This is a genomic window from Amycolatopsis tucumanensis (assembly GCF_021654135.1).
Classification (GTDB): Bacteria; Actinomycetota; Actinomycetes; order Mycobacteriales; family Pseudonocardiaceae; genus Amycolatopsis_E; species Amycolatopsis_E tucumanensis.
In genome coordinates this window covers 1-20,933 of record NZ_JAKGSD010000012.1, presented here as the reverse complement: position 1 = coordinate 20,933, position 20,933 = coordinate 1, and the positions used below count along the sequence as shown (strand labels likewise).

The window sequence follows — 20,933 nt, the reverse complement described above, 5'->3', positions numbered from 1 at the left end:
TCAGGCGGGATCGCGTTCGAGGGGGCAGGTCATGCAGCGCGGGCCGCCGCGGCCGCGGCCGAGCTCGCCGCCCGGCACGGTGACGACCTCGATGCCGTGCTTGCGCAGCATGGTGTTGGTGGCGATGTTGCGGTCGTAGCCGACCACCACGCCCGGGGCGACGGCGAGGTAGTTGTTCCCGTCGTCCCACTGCTCCCGCTCGGCGGCGCGCACGTCCTCGTCGGTGCGGAGCACGGTGATCTCGGGGACGCCGAGCACACCCGCGAGCGTGGTCCACAGGCTGTCGTTGCCCCGGACGTCGAGCTCGCCCGGCCGGCCGCCGGGCCGCACGGTCCACGACCGCAGGTGCGGGTCGAAGTAGGGGTAGAGCACGAAGGTGGACTCGTCGACCATCGTCATCAGCGTGTCCAGGTGCATCATGGCGTGCGACCGGGGCAGCTCGACGGCGACCACGGTGTGCGCCTGGCCGCTGTCGAACAGGGCGCGGGCCAGCGCCTCGACACCCGTGGCCGAGGTGCGCTCGCCCATGCCGACGAGCACCGCGCCGTTGCCGACGACGTGCACGTCACCACCCTCCACCGTGGCCGGGAAGTGCGCGACGTCGTCCTGGCCGGAGTAGACCGGGAAACCGGCCTCGGCGAACAGCGGGTGGTAGCGGTAGATCGCCTGCGCGTGCAGCGTTTCCCGCCGCCGGGCCGGTTTCGCCATCGAGTTGACGGACACTCCACCGTAGATCCAGCACGAGTTGTCCCGGGGGAACAGGTGGTTGGGCAGCGGGCGGAGCACGAAGTCGTCGGGCTGCAGCGTGTTCCAGTGCAGGCTGCCCGAGCGGACGTGCGGCAGGTCGGCCTTGAGCACCCCGCCGATGAGCAGGGCCGCCAGCTCGCCGCCGCTCATGCCCTCGAAGAGCCCGCGCAGCTCCTCCACCAGTGCGGCGCCGAGCATGTCCGGCGTGCACACCCGGTCCAGCACGAACGCGCGCCCGCCGGGCAGGTCGAGGGACTCGGCGAGCAGGCGCTCGAAGTAGTGGACCTGGACCCCCTTCTCGCGCAGGGCCTCGGCGAACACGTCGTGCTCCTCCTTGGCCTTCTTCGCCCACATCACGTCGTCGAACAGCAGCTCGCCGATGTTGCGCGGGGTGAGCCGGGCCAGCTCGCCGCCGGGGCGGTGCACGACCACCTGGCGCAGCTTGCCCACTTCGGAGGCGACTCCGAACGTCATCTCGTCGTCCTTTCCGGGTCAGGCCGCGTCGTGCCGGATCGACGGGGTGGTCTCGGCGCGGCGGACCGCCTGGCGCTGCCGCCGCCCGGCGAGGACCGCGTAGCCGACGACGCCGATGAGCACCATCGCGAGGGCCTGGTAGACCGCGGCGTAGCCGGCGGCGAAGGTCACCCACAGCGAAAACAGGACGGCGACACCGGCGATGAGCAGGTCACGGGCCAGCAGCAGCGGCCGGACGCGGCGCCGTCCCACGAGGTGGGCCAGCTGGGCGCAGGCCGAGAAGAAGTACGGGATCGCGACCGTGACCACCGAGAGGTTGACCAGGAACGTGAACACCGTCAGGCCGGAACCGGCGGTGTAGCGCCACAGCATCAGCAGCGAGGGCAGCAGCGCGGCGACGACGATGCCGAACCACGCGGTGTCCTTGCGGTCGGTCCACGCGAACGCCCGGGGGAACAGCCCGTCGGTCGCGGCCGCGCGCGACACCTCCGTGGTGACCAGGGTCCACCCGTTGAGCGCGCCGATGCCGGACACGACGGCGAGCGCGGCGATGAGCTTGCCCGCCCAGCCCATCCCGGGGAAGATCGTTTCCACGGCCGGGACGAACGGGGTGCCGGTGGCCACGAGCGCGTCGTGCGGGACCAGGCCCATGACGGCGGCCGACACCACGATGTAGAGCAGCGCGCTGGCGGCCGTGCCCAGCACCGACGCCCGGCCCACGTTGCGGCCCGGTTCCCGCACCCGCTTCGCCGTCACGGCCGCGACCTCGACACCGATGAACGCGAACAACGCGACACCCGCGGCCAGTCCGATCGCGCTGTAGAGGCTGCCGCCGGAGGCGTTGAACGGGCCGAAGTTGGCCTTCGACACGAAGAACCAGCCGGCCACGGCGACGAACAGCAGCGGCACGAACTTCAGCACCACCGTGAGGTTTTCGAACCAGGCCATCTGCCGGACGCCGGCCAGGTTGACCGCGGCCGGGATCCACAGACCCAGCATCGCGATGCCCCAGCTGACCCACCACGAGGGATCGGTGATGCCGAACAGGGACTCCACGTACAGGACCCAGGACGACACGATCGCGGCGTTGCCGGCCCAGGCCGAGATCCAGTAGCACCAGCCGGTGAGGTAGCCGGCGAAGTCGCCGAACTCGTGGCGGGCATAGGCGTACAACCCGCCGTCGGCGTTGGGCACCCGCCGCGTCAGCTGTCCGAAGAGGACCGCGAGCACGGTGGCGCCCGCCGCGACCACGGCGAGCACGAGCAGGGAGCTGGTCCCGGCGCCGGCGAGCACCGCGGGCATGGTGAACACGCCGGTGCCGATGATGCTGCCGACGACGAGTCCGGTCGCCGACGTCAGCCCCAGCGAGCGGGCTTTCAGCTCGAGCCGCGCCGGACGCGCGGGTTGTGACGTGCTCGGTGGTCTGGACATGGCGGCCCTTCCGTCGGGGGTTCCGGTCGCCGTCGAGTTCAGCGGAAGTTGATCGCGTTCGGCGAGGGACCAATGGGCACCGGCCGGGGACCAAGGTCACCGGTGCCGTCCGCCGGTCGACGGGAACCGGTGGGCGAGAGCACTAGGTCCCGCCGCGCGGTGACCACGGTCGGGACGGTCGGCCCTTCGATCACCGCCGCGGCCGGGCCACCCTCGCCGGTACTGGAGGACTTGCCGACGAAGGAGCCCCGATGAGTTTCGCGACGAAGGCGCGGTGGATCGTCCGCCCCGGCCGCAATCCGCTGGCCCGCGCAACGGACCGGACCGAACGCCGCCTGCTGCTGGTGCTGCTCGGTGTCGTGCTGCTGGCCGCGCTGCCGGTGGGCCTGCTGGGCGCGCGGACCTACACCCAGGAACGCGAGCAGATGCGGATCGAGCAGGCCACGCGCCACCCGGCTACCGCGACGCTGCTGGCGGACGCCCCGCCGCGGACCGCAGGCCCGAACGGCTCGGCCGGCCGGCCGGCGCGGGTCGAGGCGACCTGGCAGGGAGCCGACGGCCGGGCCGTCACCGGTCAGGTCACGGCCGCCCGGGGCGCGCAGGGGGGCGACGCGGTGACCGTGTGGCTCGACCGCGACGGCGCAGTCGTCACCGAGCCGATCACCCCGAGCGTGGTGATCACGAACGCGATCACCGTCGGTTTCGCGAGCTGGTCCGGCGTGATCCTGTTGTGCGGCGCCGGTTTCTGGCTCGTGCGGATCCGGCTGGACCGGCGCCGCGCGGCGGACTGGGACGAGGACTGGCGCCGCTTCGACACGCGGAGCACCCGGTCGTGAACCAGGCCCGGGGCGAGCGGGGCCGCTCGCCCCGGGCCCGTCGTGCGGCCGGGAACCGGTGTCCGTCACGGCAACAGGACGGCGGCTCCGGTGACCCGGTCGGCGGCGAGGTCGTTCAGCGCCCGCTCGGCGTCGCCGAGTGGGTAGGCGCTCGTCGTGACCCGCAGGTGGTGGTCGGCGGCGAAGGCGAGGAAGTCGTGCGCGTCCTGGCGCGTGTTCGCGGTGACACTGCGCAGCTGACGTTCCTGGAACAGGTGCGCCTGGTAGTGCAGCGGGGGGATGTCGGTCAGGTGGATCCCGGCCAGCGCGAGGGTGCCGCCACGGTCCAGCGCCGTGAGCGCGGGCGGCACGAGTTCCCCGGCCGGGGCGAACAGGATCGCGGCGTCGAGGGGTTCGGACGGGGCGTCCGCGGCGCCGGTGGCCGACGCCGCGCCGAGTTCCAGCGCGAGCTGCCGGGCCCGGGCGCTGCGGGTCATGACGTGCACTGTGGCTCCCTGCGCGAGCGCGACCTGGGCGGCCAGGTGCGCGCTGGCGCCGAAGCCGTAGATGCCGAGGCGGCCGCCGGCGGGCAGGGTCGCGCGGCGCAGCGCCCGGAACCCGATGATCCCCGCGCACAGCAAAGGGGCGAGCTCCTGGTCGGAGTAGCCCGCGGGCAGCCGGTGCGCGTAGGCAGCCGGGACCGTCGTGTATCCGGCGTAACCGCCGTCGGCGTCCCAGCCCGTGTAGGTCGAGCGGGGACACAGGTTCTCGTCGCCGCGCAGGCAGTACCGGCACGCACCGCACGTGCCCCGGAGCCACGCGACGCCCACCCGGTCCCCGGGTGCGAATCCGCGCACGTCCGGACCGAGCGCCGCGACCTCGCCGACGACCTCGTGCCCGGGCACGACCCCGGGCCGGTGCACTGGCAGGTCGCCTTCGAGCACGTGTAAGTCGGTGCGGCAGACCCCGCACGCTCGCACCCGCACGAGTAGTTCGCCGGTGCCGGCGGTGGGCGCCGGTTCCTCGCGTGCTTCGAACTTCCGCGACCCGGGCGGACCGGGCTCGATCACTCGCCACGTCAGCATGGGGCCGGCTTTCCCAGGCGCGCGCGGGCGGGAAAGAGCCGAAGTGCCCCGTGGCCGGGGCCCGTCTGCCCTGCCCGCCGCGGCACCGGCCGGTGAGGATCGAAGCATGGTCGAATCGATCGAACCCGCGGTTCTCGCCGCCGTGGACGGCTCACCGGCGGCGCTCAACGCCGTGCGATGGGCAGCGCGCGAGGCGTCACTGCGGCATCTGCCGCTCCGGCTCGTGCACGTGTGCACCCTGCCTCCGGCGCCCTCGACGGCGCCCGGGGGCGGCGGGCTGGTCGAGTCCCGGCTCGAACAGGGGCACCGCTGGCTCGGCGAGGCCCACGGCCAGGCGCGGGCGGCCGAACCCGGCATCGAGATCCACACGCGGCTGCGCACCGGCGCGGCCGCGGCCGCCCTGATCGAGGAGGCGGCGACCGCCCGCCTCGCGGTGCTGGGTTCCCGCGGTCTCGGTGGCTTCCCCGGGTTGCTGCTCGGTTCGGTCTCGTCCGCGCTCGCCGCCCACGGGCCCTGTCCCGTCGTCGTGGTGCGGGACGCGCTGCCGCCGGAGCGCGGCCCGATTGTGGTGGGCGTGGACGCCTCCACGTCGAGCGACGCGGCGATCGCCTTCGCCTTCGACACCGCAGGCAGGCGGCAGGCGCCGCTGGTCGCCCTGCACACCTGGACCGACATGAGCCTCGGCGAAACCTGGTCGGTGCTGCCGATCGACGTGGAGTACGACGAGGTCGCCGAGGACGAGCGCCGCCTGCTGGCCGAGCGGCTCGCCGGGTGGCGGGAGAAGTACCCGGACGTGCCGCTGGCGCTGCGCACCGTGCGGGACCGCCCGGTGCGGGGACTGCTCGCCGCGGCCCGGGGCGCCCAACTGGTCGTGGTCGGCTCGCGCGGGCGGCACGCCTTCGACGGCATGGGGCTCGGCTCCACCAGCCAGGCCCTGCTCCACCACTGCCCGTGCCCGGTCGCCGTGGTCCGCTGAGAACTTCCGGAGGAATGACAATGCACTGGTCCCAGGTCGAGGTCGGGGCGCTCGCGCGAGCCGCGAGCTGCGCCCCCTCGGTCCACAACTCGCAGCCGTGGGTGTTGGAGGTCCCGAACGGGGTGTTGCGGCTGTACGAACGGTTCGACGTGTCGTTGCCGCGGCACGACCCCACCGGCCGCGACCGGGTGCTCTCCTGCGGCGCGGCGCTGGCCAACCTGGATCTCGCGGTGCGGGTCCTTGGCTGGCGCCCGGAGGTGGAGCTGCTGCCGTCGCCGGTGCGGCCGGACCTGGTCGCCGAGATCCGCGCCGCCGAGCGCGGGGAGGCCAAGCCCGACGAGCTGAACCGCTATTCGGCGATCTTCCAGCGCAGCAGTTACCGCTCGCCGTTCGCGCTGCACCACGTCCCGCCGCGGGTCCTGCGGCTGCTCGGCGACACGGCGGCGGGGCCAGGCACCGAGGCGCGTCTCGTCCAGTCCCGGACCGAGGCGGCGCCGCTGGCCGAGCTGCTGGCCCACGCCGGGCAGCTGCTCCGCGCCGACCGGGCCTACCAGCGGGAACTGACCGCCTGGACCGCCCAGCTGCGGGAACCGCCGTCGCCGGAGACCACGCTGCCCTGGTCGGGTCTGGTGCGCGCCGACACGCACCTACCCGACACGGTGACGCTGACCGAGCGGGTCGCGGCGGAGTCTCTGCTGATCGTGCTCACCGCGGACGACACGCGGCGCGACCAGTTGCACGCGGGCGCCGCGCTGGAGCGGGCCTGGCTCGCCGCCATCACCGAGGGGCTGGTGGGCTCCGTCCTGACCCAGCCGCTGCACCTGCCCGAGGTGCGCGCCGGGCTCATCGAGAAGCTCGACCTCCCCGGGTACCCGCAGGCGATCCTCCGGGTCGGCTACCCGGTCACGGCCACCCCGGGCCGGGTGCTGGCGCCGACCGGGGTGGGGAAACGGGGATGAGCACCGCCGCGCCCGGGCGGCGCCGGAGCGCGGCTCGCCGCGGGTTGGGTGACCGGTTGGACCTCGGGCTGTTCGCGCTCCCGGTGGGCCATGTCCGGTACGGCGGCCGGACGGGGGAACGCAGATGAGCACCACCGCGCCCGGGCGCCACCGGCGCGCGGCGCGCCGCGGCGTGGGCCAGCGGCTGGTCCTTCGGCTGCTGGATTCCGTGCTCGCCCCGCTGCTCGGCCGGTTGTGCGTGCTGCGGTACCGCTCGCGGCGCGGTGACCTGGTCGAGTTCCCGGTGTGCCACGTCCGGGACGGCGACCGGCTGCTGGTCGTCGCCGGGCGGGCCGCCGGCAAGACGTGGTGGCGGCACTTCCGCACCATCTCCCCGGTCGAGGTGTGGCTGCCGGGCGGGTGGTCGGCCGGTGCGGGCCGGGTGCTGCACGGCGCCGAGCGCGAGGCGGCGGTGGCGGTGTACCAGCTCCGCGGGCCGCGGGTGCCCGCGGACGCGCCGCTGGTCGCCATCGACCTGCCCCCAGTGAAACCCTTGCGCGGCAGGGCGCTGGCGTGGAGCTGGTTCTGGATCGTCACCCTGGCCGAGTTCGCCGGGTTCGCGGTGCCCGCCGGCGTCGGCGCGCTCACCGCCGGGTCGGCGCCCGCGGTCGCCGTGCCCGCCCTGCTGGCCGCCGGGGCGGTCGAAGGGGCCGCGCTCGGGTGCGGGCAGGCGCTCGTGCTGCGGCACGCGCTGCCGGCCCTGCGGACGCGGCGCTGGATCGCGGCGACCTCGGCCGGCGCGGTCCTCGCCTACCTGGCCGGCACGATCCCGGCCGCGGCGGAGGTCGACCGCTGGTCGCCGGTGGAGGCCGGGGCGGCCGGGGTGGTGCTCGGGCTGGTCGTACTCGCGTCACTCGGGACGGCCCAGTGGCCGCTCCTGCGCCCGCACCTGTCCCGGGCGTGGCGGTGGATCCCGGTCACCGCTGCGGCCTGGCTGGCCGGGCTGGGTGTGTTCCTCGCCGTCACCATGCCGCTGTGGCACGAGGGGCAAGCCCTGGCCGTCACAGTGCTGATCGGCGTCGGCGGCGGGCTGCTCATGGCCGCCACCACCTCCGCCGTCACCGGGTTCGCGCTGGCCCGTCTCCTGGCGTCCGACGGCTGAGGACAGGGCACAAAGTCCTCACCGGCGGCGACCTCAGCCCCGCCACGACGGGCCCTCCGCCCGTCGTGGCGGGCCGCCGTCCGCCAATAGCGTTCCCGGCATGGACAACGCGATCAGCTCGCACGAACCGACCCCCGAAGAACGCCACCGCGCCGCGCGCGCCGTGGCGGGCCAGGCGAAGGACGCCGACGAGCTCCGCGAGCTGCTCGCGATGCTCGGGCTGTCGCCGGCCGAAGGCCGCGCGCCGGTCCCGCGACCGCGCCGGCAGCCGGCGAACCGGACCCTGACCATCCCGGAACTCACCGAGCTCTTCCAGCGCGCCACCGCTTCGGCGTAACCCGGATCCGAAAGGAAACAACCATGTCCCACTCCCCGAACCCGGTCGTCGTCGGGGTCGACGGCTCCGAAGCGTCGCTCGGCGCGGTCCGGTGGGCCGCCACCGAGGCACGGCGCCGCAACGTGCCCCTGAAACTGGTGCACGCCCTGGACGAAGCCTCGCTCGGCTACCCCCAGCCGATGCCGGTGCACGTGGACCTGGCCGGCCTCGCGCGTCAGCGGGGCCACCGGATCCTGCGCGCCGCGAGCGACGCCGCCCGCAGCGCCGAGTCCGATGTGGACATCCAGCGGAGCCTGCGCAAGGAGCAGGTCGGCGCGGCGCTGCTGGACGAGTCCCGCTCGGCCGCGGTGCTCGTGCTGGGCACCCCGCCCGTGCGGTTCCTCGGCCGCTTCCTGGCCGGGTCGGTCACGATCGCGCTGGCCGCCAACGCCCGCTGCCCGGTCGCCGTGGTCCGGCCGCACGTGGCGGACGACGAGCCGCCCGCCGAGGGGCCGGTCGTGGTCGGGATCGACGCCTCGCCCACCAGCGACGAGGCGATCGCGGCCGCGTTCGACGCGGCTTCCCGTCGCGGTGCCGCGCTCGTCGCGGTCCACGCGTGGGACGACTCCTACCTGGGCGCCCTCTTCGAGGAGACGCGCTGGACGCTGGACCGCCCGGCGATCGAGGAGCGCGAGCGCGAGCTGCTGGCCCAGCGGCTGGCGGGCTGGCAGGAGAAGTACCCCGACGTCGCCGTCGAGCGGATCGTGGTACGCGGCAGCGCGGCCGACCGGCTGCTCGACCACGCCGAGGGCGCCCAGCTGATCGTCGTGGGCAGCCGCGGCCGCGGCGGGTTCGCCGGCATGGTGCTCGGGTCCACGAGCCAGTCGCTGATCACCTTCGCGCTGTGCCCGCTGCTGATCGTCCGCCAGGCGTGAGGCGGGTGCGCGGACCGGTCGTGGGCGACCTGATGACGCATCCGGTGGTGTCCGTGGTGCCCGCGATGCCGTTCAAGAACCTGGTCCGGCTGCTGGACCAGTACCAGATCGGGGCGGTGCCGGTGGTCGACGGCCACGACCGCCCGGTCGGCGTGGTCTCGGAGTCGGACCTGCTGGCCAAGGAGGACCTGCGCGGCGCGGACCGGCCGCCGTCGGCGTTCGCGCCGGGACGACGGTGGCGCTGGTGGGGCAAGTCGCGCGCGATGACCGCGGAAACCGCGATGACGCGGCGGGTCCGGGTGATCGGGCAGGACGAGCCGGTCGCCGTCGCGGCGCGCCGGCTGGCGCGCGAACACCTGAGGCGGCTCTACGTCGTCGACGGCGACGGCAAGCTCGTCGGCGTGCTCGCCCGGCGGGACGTGCTGCGGGTGTTCCTGCGGCCGGACGCCGAGATCGCCCGCGCCGTCGAGGAGGAGGTGCTGCGGCGTTGCCTGTGGGCAGCTCCGGAGCAGGCGCGCGCCGAGGTCGTGGACGGGGTCGTGACACTCACCGGCACGGTCGACCGGCGCAGCGAGGCGGAGCGGGCGGCGCGGCTGACCGAGGCGATCCCCGGCGTCGTCGCCGTCGCGAACGAACTGAATTCCACTGTGGACGACCGGATTCCGGGCTAGGAGAGGAACGACATGACGAACACCGCAGGGGTGACCGTCGTCGGGGTGGACTGGTCGGAGGCCTCCACCGCGGCGGTGCGCTGGGCCGCGGCCGACGCGGTGCGGCACCGCGACCGGCTGCACCTCGTGCACGGGTTCTCGCCGTTCACCGGCCGCTACGGAATCGCGATGCCCGCGCTGCGGGCGCTGCACGACGATCTGGTGGACAACGCGAAGGACTTCTTGGCCGCTGCGGTCCGCGTCGCCCGCGACGCGGGTGGCGAGGGACTGACGGTCACCACGGCGATGCCGGAGGAGCACCCGGCCGAGGCCCTGATCACGGCGTCCCGCGGCGCCAGAGCGCTCGTGCTGGGCGCGTCGGGGGCCGGCGGGTTCACCGGCGTGCTCGCCGGGACCACGGCGGTGCAGGTCGTTTCCCACGCGCACTGCCCGGTCGTGGTGGTGCGCGGGCGGGCCGCCCCGGCGGCGGGACCGGTCGTGGTCGGTGTCGACGGCAGCCCGTTCAGCGAGCGGGCGCTGGAGGCGGCCTTCGAGGAGGCCAGCTGGCGCGGGGCGCCGCTGGTGGCGGTGCACGCGTGGAGCGACGAGGACCTCCTGGGCGGTCTCGGATCCTTCCCGCTGGTCGTCGACTGGGAGGCGGTCCGGCAGGACGAGGAGCTGGTGCTCGCCGAGCGGCTGGCGGGTCGGCAGGAGCGCTACCCCGACGTCAAGGTGGACCGCGTCGTGGTGCGCGACCGGCCGCGGCACCAGCTGATCGACTGGAGCAGGCAGGCGCAGCTGGTCGTCGTGGGCAGCCGCGGGCGCGGCGGCTTTTCCGGGCTGCTGCTGGGATCGACCAGCCAGGCGCTGATCCACCGCGCAGAGTGCCCGGTGATGGTGGTCCGCCCCGACGGGGAGTAGCGCCCGCTCAGCCGTCCTCGTCCTGGTGCTGCGGTGCGGTGTAGTGCGTCTGCGCCCACGCCGCCCGCGCGCCCGAGTCGCCGATCCGCACGACCTGGACCGCCGACACCGCGGCGAGCGCGATCGTCGCGGCCGCGAGTCCCAGGGTCACCGGTCGGGACGGCAGGCGGCGGGCAGCTCCCGGCTCGTCCCGGCGCGCGCGGCGGTCGAACCACACCAGCGCCACCGTCGCGGCCAGGAGCCCGGCCACGAAGACCAGCAACTGGTCGCCGAGGTGCGCGTGCTGCCGGATCAGGTCGGTCGGCGCCAGCCGGTCCCGCAGGTCTTCGCCGCTGCTGGTGGCCAGCGGCACGGACGCGGTGGCGGCCGCGGCGACGCCGGCGGCGAGCCAGCCGTACCGGCGGCGGGCCGCCGGCCACAGCGCGACGGTCAGCGCGGCCAGCACCGCCAGCGGCACCAGGACGACCACGGCGTGGACGAGGAGGACGTGCAGCGGCACTCCGGACAGGAACACAGGCATGGTGGCGGGCTCCGCGTGGGTTGGAGGTCGGACGCCGCTCAGCCTGCCGGGGAATTCTTGGTCGTTTCTGGGAACCGGGCCGCGGGCAGGCGCACCTGCAGCCGCGCGCCCCCGGCCGCGGGGTTGCCCGCCGTCACCGAACCCCCGTGCCGGGCGACGATTTCGCTGACCAGGGCCAGCCCGAGACCGTAGCGCCGTCGCGCACCGGCGCCGCCGTCGCCAGCGCCGGACGAGAAGCGGTCGAAGATCGTGGGCAGCACCGACTCGTCGATGCCGGGCCCGTCGTCGGTGACCGTGAGCACCACCGCACGACCTTCGCGGGCGACGTGCACGAGCACTTCGCGCCGCGCGTGCCGGATCGCGTTGTCCAGCAGGGCGGTGACGGCACGGCGCAGGCTCACCTCCGACCCGGTGACCGGGGCGCGGCCGGTCTCGGTCCGCACGACCACCGCGCGGGCCCTGGCCTCCGCGCGGGCGGCGCCGGCCGCCTCGTCGGCCAGCCTGCCCAGGTCCAGCCGGTCCGCGGGTGGTTCCCGTGGATCGGCCGCGACGAGCAGGTCGTCGAGCACACCGGCAAGCACGCCCGCGTCGCGCACCAGTTCGTCGGCCTCGGACGCGAGCGCTGCGGGATCGCCGCCCTTCCGCAACCGCCGCCGGATCAGCTGGGCGCGGGTGCTGAGCAGCGTCACCGGCGTGCGCAGCTCGTGCCCGGCGTCGGCGACGAACCGCCGTTGCAGGGCGAGCGCGGCGGCCAGCGGCGCGACCGCGCGGCGGCCGAGCCACGCGCCGGCCAGGGCGGCGAGCACCAGCCCGGCCGATCCGGCGATGAGCAGCGCCTGCACCAGCCGCTCGCGTTCCTCGTGCTCGCCGCGCAGGTCGAGCACCACCTGGATGGCGCCGTTCCGGAACGGTTCGGTGCGCAGGCGGTACTCCCGCCCGCCGGCGTGCACGTCGGAGCTGCGCGCGAGGTGGTCCTGCGCGGTCTGACGGAGATCGGCCGCACCGGGCAACCCGGCGGGCAGGCCGGGGGTGGCCGACCGGCGCTCACCGTCGAGCACGACGAGCCACGTCCCGGCAGGTGGATCGCCCACGTCGTCGGCCTGGTCGATCGCCGAGCGCACGAGCTGGTCCTCCGCGTGGTGCTGCGAGCGCAGCACCACCAGGCCCGCCACGGCGCCGAGCACGGCCACGGTGACGGCGACGGCGGCCGCGGTCTGCAGGCCGACCCGCCACGCGGTGCGTCGCAGGACCCGCTCGTCGGGCGAGCGCGTCACCTCCGGTGCCCCAGCTGGTAGCCCACGCCGCGCACTGTGTCGACGACGTGGCGGCCGAGCTTGCGCCGCAGGTAGTGCACGTAGGTGTCGACCACCTCGGTGCCGGCGTCGGGGAAGACCAGCGCCCGCAGGTCGGCGCGGGTGAACACGCGCGCAGGCCGCGCAGCCAGCGTCGCCAGCAGCGAGCACTCCCGTTCGGACAGCCGCACCGGCCGGTCACCGCCGATCGCGGCCTGGCGGGTGTCCAGGTCCAGGCGGCCGCCGGGCAGCGCCAGCGTCCTGGCGCGGTCGGTGTGGCGGCGGCGCAGCGCCCGCAGCCGCGCCAGCAGCTCGTCGACGTCGAACGGCTTGCCCAGGTAGTCCTCGGCGCCGGCGTCGAGGCCGTCGACCCGGTCGGCGGGGTTGCTCAGCGCCGAGAGCACCAGCACCGGCGCCGTCACGCCGCGGTCGCGCAACCGCGCCAGCAGGTCCAGGCCGCACACGGCGGGCAGGCCCCGGTCGAGCACCACCAGGTCGTAGTCCCGGGTCAGGCCGAGGTGGAGGCCGCGCTGCCCGTCCGGGGCCACCTCCACGTCGTACCCCTCCTCGCCGAGCAGGCCGGACAGCAGCCGCGCGAGACCGGCGTCGTCCTCGACGAGCAGGAGCCGCGGCGCGGCGTCAGGTGTGCGCACCCGGCCATTGTGTCCCGGCCCGCCGGCGCGAGGGTCTTTCGTCCTCCCCGCCCAGGGACTCCGGTCCTCCCGATTGGTGACGCGGGCCCGCGTCGGCCCCGCCGTCGCCGGGGTTTGCTCGTGGGGCGGGGTTCGGCCCGCTGCGGCACCACGAAAGGACCGTGATGACGGCAGGACAGGACGTGGCGGCGGTGCTGGCCGACGGTGAGGTGGTCGAGATCCGCCCGCTGCGGCCCGCCGACGCCCCCGCGGCGCTCGCGCTGCACGAGGGCCTCGACGAACGCGACAGCTATTTCCGGTTCTTCGGACTGCCCGGCCGCCTGGACGAGCTGGTCGCGCGCATGTGCGCCGAACCCGGGCCGCGGCGGGCCGCGGTGGGCGCGTTCCGGCACGGCGAGCTGGTCGGCGTCGCGCACTACGAGGTCTCCGCCGAACCCACCGAGGCCGAGCTCGCCCTCGCGGTCGGTTCCGCGGCGAAGGCGCACGGCGTCGGCACCCTGCTGCTGGAACACCTCGTGGCGCTGGCCCGCGGGCAGGGAATCCGGCGGTTCACCGGCCAGGTGCTGGCGGAGAACTCCCGCATGCTTCGGGTCTTCGCCGACCTCGGCCTGCCCTACCTCGTCAGCGCGGCCGGATCGGAGTGCGACTTCAGCATCGGCCTGGACGAGGACGAGGCCTTCCGCAGCCGGCTGGCCGAGCGGGAGCGCATCGCGGACGTCGCGAGTTTGCGGCACGTGCTGCAGCCGCGGTCGGTCGCGGTGATCGGCGCGGGCCGGGACCCGGCCTCGGTCGGGCACGCCGTGCTGGTCAACCTAGCCGAGGGCGGCTACTCCGGTCGCTTGTCGGCGGTCAACCCGCACGCCCGCGACATCGCCGGCGTACCGTGCGCGAGCTCAGTCGCCGACCTGCCCGAAACCCCCGAGCTGGCGGTCGTGTGCGTGCCCGCGCCCGCGGTGCCCGGGGTCGTCGAGGAGTGCGGCCGCCGCGGCACCCGTGCGGCCGTCATCATCTCGGCCGGGCTGACCGGCACCGGCCTCGGCGCCCGCACCGTCCGCGCCGCCCGCACGCACGGGGTCCGGCTGGTCGGGCCCAACTGCGTCGGCGTGGCCAACACCGAGGACGGGATCCGCCTGAACGCCACCTTCGCGCCGGGGCGCATGCCGTCCGGCCGGGTGGGTGTCGTGACGCAGTCCGGCGGCTTCGGCATCGCGGTCGTGGAGGCGTTGCGGCGGCTGGGACTCGGCGTGTCGACGATGGTGTCCACCGGCGACAAGTACGACGTCAGCGGCAACGACCTGCTGCGCTGGTGGCGCGAGGACCCGCGCACCGACCTCGCCGTGCTGTACCTGGAGTCGTTCGGCAACCCGCGCAAGTTCGCTCGCATCGCCCGCGACCTGGCCCGGGTCAAACCCGTGCTGGCCGTGCGGACCGGGCAGACCGAGACCGCGCGGCGCGCGGCCGCCTCGCACACCGCGGCGACCGCGACGCCTGCCGTCACCCGGGACGCGCTGTACGAGCAGGCCGGCGTGATCGCGGTGGACAGCGTGACCGAACTGCTGGAGGCGGTCGCGGCGTTGTCGTGGCAGCCGCTGCCCGCGGGGCGGCGGGTCGCGGTGCTGAGCAACGCCGGCGGTGCGGGTGTCCTCGCGGCCGACGCGTGCGCCCGGCACGGTCTGGAACTGCCGGACCTGAGCCCGGGCACGGTGTCGCGGCTGCGGGAACTGCTGCCCGCCCAGGCGTCCGTGCGCAACCCGGTGGACACCACCGCGGCCGTGACGGCGGAGGTGTTCGGCGCCTGCCTGGACGCGGTGCTGGCCGACGACGGGATCGACGCCGTCGTCGTGGCCGGCGTCGCGACCGCGGTCGGCGACCCGCTCACCGGAGTGGCTACGAGGCACGCGGGGGACAAGCCCGTGCTCGTCGTGCGCCCCGGGCAGCTGCCGTTCGTGGAACCCCTGCTCACCGCGGACGGGCTCGTGCCGTCCTACGCGGACGCCCTCGGCGCGGCCGGCGCTCTGGGCAGCCTCGCCCGCTACGCCGCCTGGCGCGCCGAGCCGGACGAAGCGCCACCGCGACTGTCCGATGTGGACACCGCCGCGGCCCGCCGCATCGTGGCAGGCGCGACCGGCTGGCTCGACCCGCTGGACGCCACGCGGCTGCTGCGCTGCTTCGGGATCCCGGTCGTCGCCACCCGGTTCGCCACCGATGCCGACGAGGCGGTGGACGCCCTGCGCGAGCTGGGCGGACCGGTCGCCGTGAAGGCCTGCGCAACGGGCCTGGTGCACAAGAGCAGCGGCGGCGGGGTCGCGCTGGACGTCCGCGGGGAGAACCAGCTGCGCGAAATCGTGCACCGCTGGCGCGACCGGTTCGGCGATCAGTGGCGCGGTGTCGTGGTGCAGCCGATGGTCGCCCACGCCCGCGAGGTCCTGGCTGGGATCGCCGGGGACGACGTGTTCGGGCCGCTCGTGGTGTTCGGGCTCGGCGGGGTGGACACCGACCTGGTGGCCGACCGCGCCGCACGGCTGGCGCCGCTGACGTCGCGCGACGCCGATTTGCTGCTGTCCGGCCTGCGGTCCTCGCCGCACCTGTTCGGCCCAGGCGGCTTCGACCGGGCCGCGCTGCGGGACGTGCTGGTGCGGCTGAGCCGTCTCGCCGAGGTGCTGCCGGAGGTCGCCGAGCTCGACCTGAACCCGGTGGTCGCGCACGAGGGCGGATGCCTGGTGCTGGATGCGCGGGTCCGGCTCGCCCCGCACACCCCGGCCGAGCCGTTCCTGCGGCGCCTGCGGATCTGAGGTGCGCGGCGCGCTGCCCGGCCTCGCCGGGTACCGCCGGGCCTGGCTGCGCGGCGACGTGCTGGCCGGGGTGACCGTGGCCGCCTACCTGATCCCGCAGGTCATGGCCTACGCGCGGATCGCCGGGCTGCCGCCGGTGGCCGGGTTGTGGGCCGCGATCGGCCCGCTGGCGGTGTACGTCGTCGTGGGCGGTTCGCGCCGCCTGTCCGTGGGTCCGGAGTCGACCACGGCGCTGATGACCGCGGTGGCGCTGGCTCCGCTGGCCGCCGGGGATCCGGGCCGGTACGCGGCTCTGGCGGCCGTCCTCGCGCTGATCGTCGGCGGGATCTGTCTGCTCGGCGGTCTGGTGCGGCTGGGGATGTTCGCCGACCTGCTGTCCAAACCCGTGCTCGTCGGCTACCTGGCCGGCATCGCGGTGATCATGGTCGTGAGCCAGCTGAGCACGCTCACCGGCGTCCCGGTGTCCGGTGACGGTCTGGTCGCGGAGGTGGCGTCCTGGTTCGGCGCGCTGGACCGCGTGCACTGGCCCGCGGTGGCGGTGTCGGCGGCGGTGCTGGCGTTCCTGCTGGTGGTGGCGCGCCTGCTGCCGCGGGCGCCGGGCCCGCTGCTGGCGATGCTGCTCGCCACGGGCGTGGTCGCCCTCGCCGGCGGGCAGGACGCGGGTGTCCGGGTGGTCGGCGACGTGCCGTCCGGGCTGCCCGTGCCCGGGCTGCCGAACGTGGCCGCGGCCGATCTGCCGTCGCTGCTGCTGCCCGCGGCCGGGATCGCGCTGGTCGGGTTCTCCGACATGGTGCTCACCGCACGCGCGTTCGGCAGCAGGCACGGCGAACGCGTCGACGCCGACCGGGAACTGCGCGCGCTGGGGCTGGTGAACCTGGCGGCCGGGTTCCTGCGCTGGCTGCCGGTCAGCTGCAGCGGCAGCTGGACGGCGATCGCCGACGCGCTGGGCGCCCGCAGCCAGCTCTACTCCGTGGTGACGCTGGTGACCGTGGTGCTGGCCATGTTCGTGGCCGGGCCGGTGCTGGCCGCGTTCCCCGCCGCCGCGCTGGGCGCCGTCGTGGTGTACGCCGCGCTGCGGCTGATCGACGTGGCCGAGTTCCGCCGCATCGCGGCTTTCCGGCGCAGCGAGGCGGTACTGGCGGTCGCGACGCTGGCCGGGGTCCTCGTGCTCGGCGTGCTCTACGGCATCCTGGTCGCGATCGGGCTGTCGCTGCTGGACCTGCTGCGCAAGGTCGCGCGGCCGCACGCGGCGGTGCTCGGGTACGCGCCGGGGGTGCCCGGCATGCACGACATCGGCGACTACCCGGGCTCGCGGGTGGTGCCCGGGCTGCTCGTGTACCGCTACGACGCGCCGCTGTTCTTCGCCAACGCCGAGGATTTCCGGCGCCGGGCGCTGGACTCGCTGGACGGCGCCGCGCCGGAGTGGTTCCTGCTCAACGCCGAGGCCAATGTGGACATCGACAGCACCGCGCTGGAGACCCTGACCGGCCTGCGGCGCGAGCTCGCGAGCCGGGGGATCGTGTTCGCGATGGCCCGGGTGAAGCAGGAACTGCACGACGAGCTGAGCGCCGCCGGGTTCACCGCGGAGCTGGGGGAGGACCGGATCTTCCCGACGCTGCCCGCGGCGGTCGCCGCCTACGTCGGCTGGTACACCGCCCGCCACGGGCGGCCGCCGGACGGCGTGCGCGCGCCGGTGGTGCCACCCGATCCGCTGGCGCCCTGACGGCGCGCCGGAAACCGCCGCAGGGCCCTCACGACGGGGACCATCGGCCCTTCACCACCTCGCGCCGCCGGACCAGGCTGGGACACAAGGAAAACGACCGGCGAGAGGACGGCGTCATGGCCGCGATCGTGGTGGGAGTGGACGGCTCCGCGGGCAGTGCCGCCGCGTTGCGGTGGGCGGCGGGCGAAGCCGCGCGGACCGGCCGGGAAGTGGTGGCGGTCCACGCCTGGAGCTACCCGGGTGGCGGGGCGACGGCCGAGGCCGTGTTCACCGCGCACCGGCGCGCCCTCGGCGAGATGGTGGATCGCGCGCACCGCGAACAGCCGGAGGCGAAGATCCGGCCGGAGGTCACCGAGGGCGAGCCGGCGGAGGTGCTGCTGTCCGCCGCGGCGGACGCGGCCATGCTCGTGCTCGGCAGCCACGGCTACGGGCGGATCATGCGCGCGCTGGTCGGGTCCGTCGGCGCGCAGTGCCTGCGCCGGGCGCACTGCCCGGTGGTGATCGTGCCCGCCGCGCGCGCGGCCCGGCACCCACTGGCCGAAGTGGACTACCAGCCCGGCCCGATGGTCTGAGCGCGTGCTGGGGGGAGGAGCGTCGATGTCACCGATCATGGTGTGGCTGAGCAGGCAGTGGCGGCTCATCAGCCCGGGCCGCGGCTCGCTCGCCAGGGCGTGGGACCGCGCGGAGGCGGCCGTGCTGGCCACCGCGGTGCTCGCGGCGCTGGCCGCGGTCCCGGTGGCCGGTGTCGTCGTCTCCGAGGTCCGGGCTGCCGAGACAGCGGTTTCCCGGCAGCAGCAGGCCGAACGGCGCGAGGTGGAGGCGGTGGTGCTGGACGTGACCCCGCCCAGCCCCGACAGCGACGACGGGACCGCCACCGCGGTGTGGCGCCTGCCCGACGGCAGCGACCGCACCGGCACCGTTCCGGTCGGCCGCGGCACCGGGCCCGGTGACCGGGTCCCCGTCTGGGTCGACCCGGCCGGGGAGCCCGCGCCCGCGCCGCTGACCGCGGGCAACGCACTGACCGTGGCCCTCGCCGCGGGGTTCCTGGCGTGGCTCGGCGTCGTGGTGGCGCTGGGGTCGCTCGTCGCGCTGGTGCGCGCCGGTCTCGACCGGCTGCGCCTGGGGGCCTGGGAACGCGAATGGTCCGAGCTCGGCAGCGACAAGACCCGGTGGTGAGGAAACGATGACCGTGCGGCTACAGACCCAGGAAACCCGCGCGCCCGCCCGTAATCGCATGCGGCCGGTCGTGGTCGGCGTGGACGGGTCCGGCTCGGCGCTCGACGCGGTGCGCTGGGGCGCCCGGGACGCCGCCCGGCTGGGCGTGCCGCTGCGCCTGGTCCACGCCTACCCGCGCAGCGACCGGGACTACCCCGCGCTGAGCATGAACGCGGACCAGATCCGCGCGGAACTGCGGGCGTGGGGCGCCGACCGGCTGCGGGCCGCCGAAGCGGTGGCGCAGGAGACCGCGCCCGGGGTGCCGGTGGAGCAGCGGCTGTGCGAGGGCGATCCGCGGGGCGTGCTGCGCCGCGAGTCCGAGCACGCCGCGTCGGTGGTCCTCGGGCACGACGGCTCCGGCGGCCTCAGCAGCCTCGTGTTCGGCTCCTGCGGCCTGGCGCTCACCGTGCACGGTCACCGCCCGGTCGTGGTCGTCCGCGGCCGCGTCACCGACCAGGGTTCGATCGTGGTCGGCGTCGACGGCACCATCACCGCCGCCCGCTACGCGATGAAGATGGCCGCGCTGTACGGCACCTCGGTCACCGCGGTGCGGACCTGGCACGCGGCGCCGGGGGACCCGGCGGACCGGCACGACGCGGAACACCGCGCGCTGGTCGCCCGGATGGCGCCGCTGACCGAGGAGTTCCCCGGGGTGCCGGTGGAGTACCTGGTGCTGCGCGGGCGTCCCGGGCACACCCTGCTCGAGTTCGGGCAGCACGCCCGCCTGCTCGTGGTGGGCACCCACGGCAGCAGCGCGTTCGCGGGGCTGCTGCTCGGCTCGACGAGCCAGTCCCTGGCCTTCCGGGCGCCCTGCCCGGTCGCGGTGGTGCCCGAAGATCCGGAAGACGTGTGAGGAGACGACGTCATGAGCGACATCGAAAACAAGAAGGCGGCACGGGAAGCGCGGCAGAGCGCGGCGTCCCGCACGAGCCAGGCGCATTCGGCGGCGGATCTCGCGGAGGCGTCGATGCGCCGCTACTTCGCCAGCGAGGCCTACCGGCAGCGTCCGCCCGCCCCGGCCGGCTCCCACCTCGTCGCCGACGAGCTGGCCGCCGTGGTCGGGGAACTGCGGCAGGCCTTCCCCGGCGCGGACCCGGCGCGGGTGCGCGCGATCGTCGACGACACCTACCGGGAGCTCGCCGCGTCCGCGACGGTCACCGGCCACCTGATCCCGCTGACCCTGCACCGTGCTCGCGCGACGCTCGAAGCGGAGTGAGGACACGGAAAAGGGCCTCCGGCGCTTGCCGGATTCTTGGGGCTTCCCAACACCTGATGGTTCATGTCGTTGTCAGTAGATCACGCAGGCACTCGGCTGGGGTCTTCCAGCCGAGTGTTTTGCGTGGTCGGCCGTTGAGTTGGTGGGCGACGTGCTCGAGATCGGCGGCGCTGTGCACGGACAGGTCGGTGCCCTTGGGGAAGTACTGGCGTAGCAAGCCGTTGGTGTTCTCGTTCGAGCCCCGTTGCCAGGGCCAGTGCGAATCGCAGAAGTAGACCGGTACTCCGGTGGCCGCCGTGAACTGCTTGTGCGCGGCCATCTCGCAGCCCTGGTCCCAGGTCAGCGAGCCGCGTAGGTGCTCGGGCAGGGTCTGGATCAAGAGACGGCCCCGACATGCCGCGGTCCCAGTCCTTGGCGGTGCGTTCGTGGACCCCGACCCGTGCCGCGGCGTCCCGCCGCCGGACCCCGGCCGCCCGAAGCCGGTCGTACTCCGCCCGGCCCGGATGCCCGGCCGTGCCCGTCTTCCCCCGACCCCGCACACCCGCGTTACGAGCCCACCCGTACGCCGTCGCACGATTCACTTCGACCGCCCGGGAAGCACCCGAGATGCTGCCCCTCTCCCGGTCCAGAGCCTCGAAAAACCTCGCCCGCAACCCCTCAGAAACCACGATCCCCGCAACTCCCTGAAATCCAGGGTGTTGCGGGGATCGCTAGAACCCGAGCTTGCCGGAGGCCCTTTCCGCGCGCGGAAACTCAGCGCAGCACGGGTGACCAGGTGTCGCGACGGGGGCCGTCGGCGTGCTCGCGGTCGTGCAGCTTGGCCGCCAGCACGGCGGCCTGGGTGCGGCGTTCCAGGCCGAGCTTGGCCAGCAGCCGCGACACGTAGTTCTTGATCGTCTTTTCGGCGAGGTACATGCGCTGGGCGATCTGGGCGTTGGTGAGTCCTTCGCCGATGAGGTCGAGCAGGGTGCGTTCGCGTTCGGTGAGGCCGGCCAGCGGGCCGTCGTCGCGGGTGTTGTCGCGGAGTTTGGCCATGAGGGTGGCGGCGGCGCGGGTGTCGAGCAGGGAGCGG

General features: G+C 74.8%; 21 protein-coding genes and 1 pseudogene. 14 read left to right on the top strand and 8 right to left on the bottom strand.

Features of this window, described 5'->3' with window-relative positions; genetic code table 11:
• On the bottom strand, positions 1-1,221 hold the full coding sequence (locus L2C96_RS14710; RefSeq protein ID WP_237336522.1) for an arginine deiminase: 1,221 nt from the start codon (positions 1,219-1,221) through the stop codon (positions 1-3).
• Between the two features lie 18 nt (positions 1,222-1,239).
• Positions 1,240-2,652: an amino acid permease gene (locus tag L2C96_RS14705; protein ID WP_237336521.1), complete on the bottom strand. Its 1,413-nt coding sequence runs from the start codon at positions 2,650-2,652 to the stop codon at positions 1,240-1,242.
• 251 nt (positions 2,653-2,903) lie between these two features.
• Between L2C96_RS14705 and L2C96_RS14700 the strand changes: the two genes are divergently transcribed.
• Positions 2,904-3,488 carry an Rv1733c family protein gene (locus tag L2C96_RS14700; RefSeq protein WP_237336520.1) on the top strand — a complete coding sequence of 195 codons (585 nt, stop codon included), beginning with the start codon at positions 2,904-2,906 and terminating at the stop codon, positions 3,486-3,488.
• A gap of 65 nt (positions 3,489-3,553) precedes the next feature.
• Here L2C96_RS14700 and L2C96_RS14695 read toward each other — a convergent pair whose 3' ends face one another.
• A complete protein-coding gene (locus tag L2C96_RS14695; RefSeq protein ID WP_237336519.1) occupies positions 3,554-4,552 on the bottom strand; it encodes a zinc-binding alcohol dehydrogenase family protein in 999 nt (332 codons plus the stop codon).
• A gap of 106 nt (positions 4,553-4,658) precedes the next feature.
• Here L2C96_RS14695 and L2C96_RS14690 point away from each other — a divergent pair, with 106 nt between their 5' ends.
• The 7 genes from L2C96_RS14690 to L2C96_RS14660 all read left to right on the top strand — a co-directional run bounded on the left by L2C96_RS14690 (position 4,659) and on the right by L2C96_RS14660 (position 10,450).
• The gene (locus tag L2C96_RS14690; RefSeq protein ID WP_237336518.1) at positions 4,659-5,528 is read left to right on the top strand and encodes a universal stress protein; all 870 of its coding nucleotides are present in this window, start codon (positions 4,659-4,661) and stop codon (positions 5,526-5,528) included.
• 20 nt (positions 5,529-5,548) lie between these two features.
• The gene (locus L2C96_RS14685; RefSeq protein WP_020421648.1) at positions 5,549-6,487 is read left to right on the top strand and encodes an Acg family FMN-binding oxidoreductase; all 939 of its coding nucleotides are present in this window, start codon (positions 5,549-5,551) and stop codon (positions 6,485-6,487) included.
• 124 nt (positions 6,488-6,611) lie between these two features.
• Positions 6,612-7,628 (top strand): hypothetical protein, encoded by a 1,017-nt coding sequence (locus L2C96_RS14680; RefSeq protein WP_237336517.1) that lies wholly within the window; start codon positions 6,612-6,614, stop codon positions 7,626-7,628.
• Between the two features lie 100 nt (positions 7,629-7,728).
• Complete coding sequence (locus L2C96_RS14675) at positions 7,729-7,965, top strand: hypothetical protein (protein ID WP_237336643.1); 237 nt, start codon at positions 7,729-7,731, stop codon at positions 7,963-7,965.
• 23 nt (positions 7,966-7,988) lie between these two features.
• Positions 7,989-8,879: a universal stress protein gene (locus tag L2C96_RS14670; protein ID WP_237336516.1), complete on the top strand. Its 891-nt coding sequence runs from the start codon at positions 7,989-7,991 to the stop codon at positions 8,877-8,879.
• Between the two features lie 5 nt (positions 8,880-8,884).
• Positions 8,885-9,550: a CBS domain-containing protein gene (locus tag L2C96_RS14665; RefSeq protein ID WP_237336515.1), complete on the top strand. Its 666-nt coding sequence runs from the start codon at positions 8,885-8,887 to the stop codon at positions 9,548-9,550.
• A 12-nt stretch (positions 9,551-9,562) separates the two neighbouring features.
• Positions 9,563-10,450: a universal stress protein gene (locus L2C96_RS14660; RefSeq protein WP_237336514.1), complete on the top strand. Its 888-nt coding sequence runs from the start codon at positions 9,563-9,565 to the stop codon at positions 10,448-10,450.
• A gap of 7 nt (positions 10,451-10,457) precedes the next feature.
• On the opposite strand, the gene L2C96_RS14655 is transcribed toward L2C96_RS14660, so the two are convergent.
• From L2C96_RS14655 to L2C96_RS14645, 3 genes are read right to left on the bottom strand one after another with little or no spacing between them, the layout of a single operon-like run.
• A complete protein-coding gene (locus L2C96_RS14655) occupies positions 10,458-10,970 on the bottom strand; it encodes a DUF2231 domain-containing protein (protein WP_237336513.1) in 513 nt (170 codons plus the stop codon).
• A gap of 38 nt (positions 10,971-11,008) precedes the next feature.
• Positions 11,009-12,244, bottom strand: a complete 1,236-nt coding sequence (locus L2C96_RS14650) for a sensor histidine kinase (RefSeq protein WP_237336512.1) — start codon at positions 12,242-12,244, stop codon at positions 11,009-11,011.
• A complete protein-coding gene (locus tag L2C96_RS14645; protein ID WP_237336511.1) occupies positions 12,241-12,915 on the bottom strand; it encodes a response regulator transcription factor in 675 nt (224 codons plus the stop codon). Before L2C96_RS14645 ends, L2C96_RS14650 begins: the two co-directional genes overlap by 4 nt.
• Positions 12,916-13,079: 164 nt before the next feature.
• On the opposite strand from L2C96_RS14645, the gene L2C96_RS14640 reads away from it, so the two are divergent.
• From L2C96_RS14640 to L2C96_RS14615, 6 genes are all read left to right on the top strand, one after another.
• Entirely contained in the window at positions 13,080-15,707 is a 2,628-nt protein-coding gene (locus tag L2C96_RS14640; RefSeq protein ID WP_237336510.1) for a bifunctional acetate--CoA ligase family protein/GNAT family N-acetyltransferase, read from the top strand.
• A 1-nt stretch (position 15,708) separates the two neighbouring features.
• A complete protein-coding gene (locus tag L2C96_RS14635) occupies positions 15,709-17,430 on the top strand; it encodes a SulP family inorganic anion transporter (RefSeq protein ID WP_237336509.1) in 1,722 nt (573 codons plus the stop codon).
• A gap of 116 nt (positions 17,431-17,546) precedes the next feature.
• Positions 17,547-18,002, top strand: coding sequence for a universal stress protein (locus L2C96_RS14630; protein ID WP_020421640.1), 456 nt, complete (start codon positions 17,547-17,549; stop codon positions 18,000-18,002).
• A gap of 25 nt (positions 18,003-18,027) precedes the next feature.
• Entirely contained in the window at positions 18,028-18,606 is a 579-nt protein-coding gene (locus L2C96_RS14625) for an Rv1733c family protein (RefSeq protein ID WP_237336508.1), read from the top strand.
• 7 nt (positions 18,607-18,613) lie between these two features.
• On the top strand, positions 18,614-19,498 hold the full coding sequence (locus L2C96_RS14620) for a universal stress protein (protein WP_237336507.1): 885 nt from the start codon (positions 18,614-18,616) through the stop codon (positions 19,496-19,498).
• A gap of 12 nt (positions 19,499-19,510) precedes the next feature.
• Positions 19,511-19,861: a three-helix bundle dimerization domain-containing protein gene (locus L2C96_RS14615; RefSeq protein WP_237336506.1), complete on the top strand. Its 351-nt coding sequence runs from the start codon at positions 19,511-19,513 to the stop codon at positions 19,859-19,861.
• A gap of 61 nt (positions 19,862-19,922) precedes the next feature.
• Here L2C96_RS14615 and L2C96_RS14610 read toward each other — a convergent pair.
• Together L2C96_RS14610 and L2C96_RS14605 are read right to left on the bottom strand one after the other, a co-directional pair.
• Positions 19,923-20,237 (bottom strand): annotated as a pseudogene (locus L2C96_RS14610) (IS30 family transposase); the annotation flags it as partial.
• A gap of 377 nt (positions 20,238-20,614) precedes the next feature.
• Positions 20,615-20,933 (bottom strand): helix-turn-helix domain-containing protein (locus L2C96_RS14605; RefSeq protein WP_237336505.1); only part of this gene is annotated, 319 nt, incomplete at its 5' end.

Excerpts from the sequence above, each read along its gene's own strand:
- L2C96_RS14660 (WP_237336514.1), top strand. The coding sequence starts at position 9,563 with ATGACGAACACCGCAGGGGTGACCGTCGTCGGGGTGGACTGGTCGGAG.
- L2C96_RS14670 (WP_237336516.1), top strand. The coding sequence starts at position 7,989 with ATGTCCCACTCCCCGAACCCGGTCGTCGTCGGGGTCGACGGCTCCGAA.
- L2C96_RS14615 (WP_237336506.1), top strand. The coding sequence starts at position 19,511 with ATGAGCGACATCGAAAACAAGAAGGCGGCACGGGAAGCGCGGCAGAGC.
- L2C96_RS14685 (WP_020421648.1), top strand. The coding sequence starts at position 5,549 with ATGCACTGGTCCCAGGTCGAGGTCGGGGCGCTCGCGCGAGCCGCGAGC.
- L2C96_RS14625 (WP_237336508.1), top strand. The coding sequence starts at position 18,028 with ATGTCACCGATCATGGTGTGGCTGAGCAGGCAGTGGCGGCTCATCAGC.
- L2C96_RS14700 (WP_237336520.1), top strand. The coding sequence starts at position 2,904 with ATGAGTTTCGCGACGAAGGCGCGGTGGATCGTCCGCCCCGGCCGCAAT.
- L2C96_RS14710 (WP_237336522.1), bottom strand. The coding sequence starts at position 1,221 with ATGACGTTCGGAGTCGCCTCCGAAGTGGGCAAGCTGCGCCAGGTGGTC.
- L2C96_RS14675 (WP_237336643.1), top strand. The coding sequence starts at position 7,729 with ATGGACAACGCGATCAGCTCGCACGAACCGACCCCCGAAGAACGCCAC.
- L2C96_RS14705 (WP_237336521.1), bottom strand. The coding sequence starts at position 2,652 with ATGTCCAGACCACCGAGCACGTCACAACCCGCGCGTCCGGCGCGGCTC.
- L2C96_RS14680 (WP_237336517.1), top strand. The coding sequence starts at position 6,612 with ATGAGCACCACCGCGCCCGGGCGCCACCGGCGCGCGGCGCGCCGCGGC.
- L2C96_RS14640 (WP_237336510.1), top strand. The coding sequence starts at position 13,080 with ATGACGGCAGGACAGGACGTGGCGGCGGTGCTGGCCGACGGTGAGGTG.
- L2C96_RS14690 (WP_237336518.1), top strand. The coding sequence starts at position 4,659 with ATGGTCGAATCGATCGAACCCGCGGTTCTCGCCGCCGTGGACGGCTCA.
- L2C96_RS14695 (WP_237336519.1), bottom strand. The coding sequence starts at position 4,552 with ATGCTGACGTGGCGAGTGATCGAGCCCGGTCCGCCCGGGTCGCGGAAG.
- L2C96_RS14620 (WP_237336507.1), top strand. The coding sequence starts at position 18,614 with ATGACCGTGCGGCTACAGACCCAGGAAACCCGCGCGCCCGCCCGTAAT.
- L2C96_RS14630 (WP_020421640.1), top strand. The coding sequence starts at position 17,547 with ATGGCCGCGATCGTGGTGGGAGTGGACGGCTCCGCGGGCAGTGCCGCC.
- L2C96_RS14655 (WP_237336513.1), bottom strand. The coding sequence starts at position 10,970 with ATGCCTGTGTTCCTGTCCGGAGTGCCGCTGCACGTCCTCCTCGTCCAC.